The sequence below is a fragment of the Sandarakinorhabdus rubra genome (assembly GCF_010994245.1).
Taxonomy (GTDB): Bacteria; Pseudomonadota; Alphaproteobacteria; order Sphingomonadales; family Sphingomonadaceae; genus Sandarakinorhabdus; species Sandarakinorhabdus rubra.
In genome coordinates this window covers 1-3,618 of record NZ_WMHO01000242.1, presented here as the reverse complement: position 1 = coordinate 3,618, position 3,618 = coordinate 1, and the positions used below count along the sequence as shown (strand labels likewise).

Sequence of the window (3,618 nt, the reverse complement as noted above, 5' to 3'; positions counted from 1 at the left end):
GGCCAGCATCACGCCGGCGGCGTCGCTGATCACCGCGCCCACCGGCACCTCGCCGCGCGCGGCGGCGGCGCGGGCTTCGTCGAGGGCCAGGGCCATCGCTTTGGAGGGGGGGAAGACCATGCGCTTGCCTCTAGCGACAAGCAGCGTCGCGGCCTAGTCTGGCGCCATGACCGACATCGTGCACCCCGTCACGCCAGCGGCGCTGGCCATCACCCGCACCACCGCCGAGCAGTACCAGGCGCGCTACCGCCAGAGCCTGGACGATCCCGACGGTTTCTGGCGCGACGAGGTCAGCCGGCTGGACTGGCACAAGGCGCCCAGCATCATGGGCAACTGGCGCTGGGACCCGGTGGACATCAAGTGGTTCGAAGACGGGGTGCTCAATGCCAGCTGGAATTGCCTCGACCGCTGGGCCGACCGTGACCCGGACCGCATCGCCATCATCTGGGAGGCCGATGACCCCAAGGCACCCACTCGCCGCATCAGCTATGCCGAGCTGCGCGAGGAGACCGCCCGCATGGCCAATGCGCTGGTGGCGCTGGGCGTCGAGGCAGGCGACCGCGTCACCATCTACATGCCGATGATCCCGGAAGCGGCGTGTGCCATGCTGGCCTGCGCGCGCATCGGCGCGGTCCATTCGGTGGTGTTCGGCGGCTTTTCCGCCGAGGCGCTGGCCGGCCGGCTGGAGGACGCGCAGAGCCGCTTTCTGATCACCGCCGACGAAGGCCGGCGCGGCGGCAAGCCGATCCCCCTCAAGAAGATCGCCGACGAGGCCTGCGAGAAGGCAGAAGCTGCCGGCGTCAATGTGGAAGCGGTGCTGGTCGTGCAGCACACCGGCGGCATCGTCAGCATGGTGGAGGAGCGTGACCACTGGTGGCACGAGCTGCGCGAAGAAGTGCCGGCCACCTGCACGCCCGAGCCGATGAACGCCGAGAGCCCGCTGTTCATCCTCTACACCTCGGGCTCCACCGGCAAACCCAAGGGCGTGCTGCACACCACCGGCGGCTATCTCTTGTGGGCGAACCTGACGTTCGAGACGGTGTTCGATTACCGGCAAGGCGAGATCTTCTGGTGCACCGCCGATGTCGGCTGGGTCACCGGCCACTCCTATATCGTGTATGGCCCGCTGAGTGCCGGCGCCACCGTGCTGATGTTCGAAGGCGTGCCGAGCTGGCCGGCCAGCGACCGTTTCTGGCAGGTGATCGAGAAGCACCGGGTCAACATCTTCTACACCGCGCCCACCGCCTTGCGGGCCATCATGCGCGACGGCGATGAACCGGTGAACCGCCACGACCTGTCGTCCCTGCGCCTGCTCGGCACGGTGGGCGAACCGATCAATCCGGAGGCCTGGGCCTGGTATCACCGCGTCGTCGGCAAGGGGGCCCTGCCCATCGTCGACACCTGGTGGCAGACGGAGACCGGCGGCGCGCTGATCACGCCGCTGCCCGGCGCGACCCCGCTGAAGCCCGGCAGCGCCACTTGGCCCTTCTATGGCATTGAGCCGGCGCTGGTCGAAGCCGACGGCGCCATCATCCCGTGGGCGCCAGGGCAGGACATCAGCGGCAATCTGGTGCTGCTGCGCTCGTGGCCGGGCCAGGCACGCACGGTGTTCGGCGATCATGAGCGCTTCACCCAGACCTATTTCACCACCTATCGCGGCCGCTATTTCACCGGCGACGGGGCGCGCCGCGATGCCGATGGCTATTGGTGGATCACCGGCCGCGTGGACGACGTGATCAACGTCTCCGGCCATCGCATGGGCACCGCCGAGGTGGAATCCGCGCTGGTCGCCCATGCCGATGTGGCCGAGGCCGCGGTGGTCGGCTTCCCGCACGACATCAAGGGCCAGGGCATCTACGCCTATGTGACGCTGAACGCCGGGGTGGAGGCGTCGGACGCGCTGATCGCGGCGCTGAAGGCCGGGGTGCGTACCGAGATCGGCGGTATCGCAGTGCCCGACCATATCCACCTCACGCCGGCCCTGCCGAAAACCCGCAGCGGCAAGATCATGCGGCGCATCCTGCGGAAGATCGCCGAGAATGATTTTGTCGCGCTGGGCGACACCAGCACGCTGGCCGACCCGGCGGTGGTCGATGCCCTCATCGAAGGGCGGCTGAATCGTTAGAGCGCGCCCCAGCCAGCCAGCAGGGCGGCGGCGCCATCGGCCGCCAGCGTTTCGGGATCGGCCAGATAGGCATCGATGGCCAGCGTGCCGATGCCGTGCACCAGCGCCCACATGATCTGCCCGGCCTGGGCCGGCGTGACGCCGTGCAGCCGCCCGGCGGCGGCCAACTCGCCGAGCATGGCGTGCAGGCTTGCACTTGGCCGTGCTGCTGCCACCGCCAGCACGGGATGCGCCGATCGGTCGGCCAGTTCGGGGCTTTTCATCAGCCGGTACAGCTCGGGATGCTCGGCGACGAATCGCACATAGGCGATGGTGCCGGCCACGATGCGCTCGGCGGGATCGCCCGCCACACTGGAGAGGGCCGCCAGCTTGTCGCTGTATAGTTGGTCGAAGCCGGCAGCGGCCACCGCGGCCACCAGCGCCGCCCGGTCCCTGAAGTGATGATAGGGCGCCATCGCCGACACGCCGGCCGCCCGCGCCACCGCCCGCAGCGACAGTGCCGCCGCTCCGTCGCGCTCCACGATGGTGCGGGCAGCGTCGATCAGGGCCGCCTTCAGGTCGCCATCATAGTGCCAGGCCGATTCGGTCTTCACCGCCCTTCCCTAGCTTGACCGCCTGTGCGGCGCAATTTATACGGCGTAAAATTTACACTGTAAGGAGCAGCCATGCAGATTGTGATGACCGGCGCCAGCCGCGGCATTGGGGCCGAGGCCCTGGGCCATATGCAGGCGCTGCCCGGCACACGCATCCTGGTGGGCGCCCGCGCCGGCGCGCCGGTCGGCGTGACCGCGCTGCCGCTCGATCTTGCCAGCCTGGCGAGCGTGCGGCGCTTTGCCGAGGCGGTGATCGAGGCGCTCGCCGGCGCTGGCATCGATGTGCTGGTGCTGAATGCCGGCGGGCAGCGGCCCACCTTGTCCGAACGCTCGGCCGATGGCCATGAACTGACCTTCGCGGCCAACCATCTGGGGCATGTCCTGCTGCTCCACCTGTTGTTGCCGCATCTCGCCGTGGGCGCGCGAATCGTGATCACCAGCAGCGGCACCCACGATCCGGCCGAGCGCAGCGGGGTGCCGCCGCCCCGCCATGCCAATGCCCGCTGGCTGGCCGATCCCGAAAGCGATCCGCACCGCGATGCCAACCCCATCACCGGCGGCATGCGGGCCTACAGCGCGTCGAAGCTGTGCAACCTGATGACCGCCCGGCAACTCGCGGCCCGACCGGATCTGGCGGCGCGCGGCATCAGCGTTGTCGCCTATGATCCAGGGCTCACGCCGGGGACCGGGCTGGTACGCCACCAGATGTGGGTGGTGCGTACGCTGGTCTGGCCGCTGCTGCCGCTGTTCGTGCGGCGGTCGCGGCAGATGAACACCCTGGCCGATGCCGGGCGCCACCTCGCCCTGCTCGCCACCGCGCTGCGGCCGCCGGCCGGCCAGGTCTATGCCTCGTTGCGCAAGGGGCGGCTGGGCTGGCCGGAGCCTTCGCTGTTGGCGCGG

3 protein-coding genes are annotated in these 3,618 nt (G+C 69.4%); 2 read left to right on the top strand and 1 reads right to left on the bottom strand.

Annotated features, from left to right (window positions below):
* The first annotated feature begins 166 nt into the window (after window positions 1-166).
* Complete coding sequence (gene acs / locus GJV64_RS12580; RefSeq protein ID WP_164157618.1) at window positions 167-2,125, top strand: acetate--CoA ligase; 1,959 nt, start codon at window positions 167-169, stop codon at window positions 2,123-2,125.
* Here acs and GJV64_RS12575 read toward each other — a convergent pair.
* Window positions 2,122-2,718 (bottom strand): TetR/AcrR family transcriptional regulator, encoded by a 597-nt coding sequence (locus GJV64_RS12575; protein ID WP_164157616.1) that lies wholly within the window; start codon window positions 2,716-2,718, stop codon window positions 2,122-2,124. The genes acs and GJV64_RS12575 overlap by 4 nt on opposite strands.
* A gap of 72 nt (window positions 2,719-2,790) precedes the next feature.
* On the opposite strand from GJV64_RS12575, the gene GJV64_RS12570 reads away from it, so the two are divergent.
* A partial coding sequence (locus GJV64_RS12570) for an SDR family NAD(P)-dependent oxidoreductase (RefSeq protein ID WP_205599627.1) occupies window positions 2,791-3,618 on the top strand: 828 nt, incomplete at its 3' end.

Bases quoted from the DNA above. Each gene is read 5' to 3' on its own strand.
- acs (WP_164157618.1), top strand. From the start codon at position 167: ATGACCGACATCGTGCACCCCGTCACGCCAGCGGCGCTGGCCATCACC.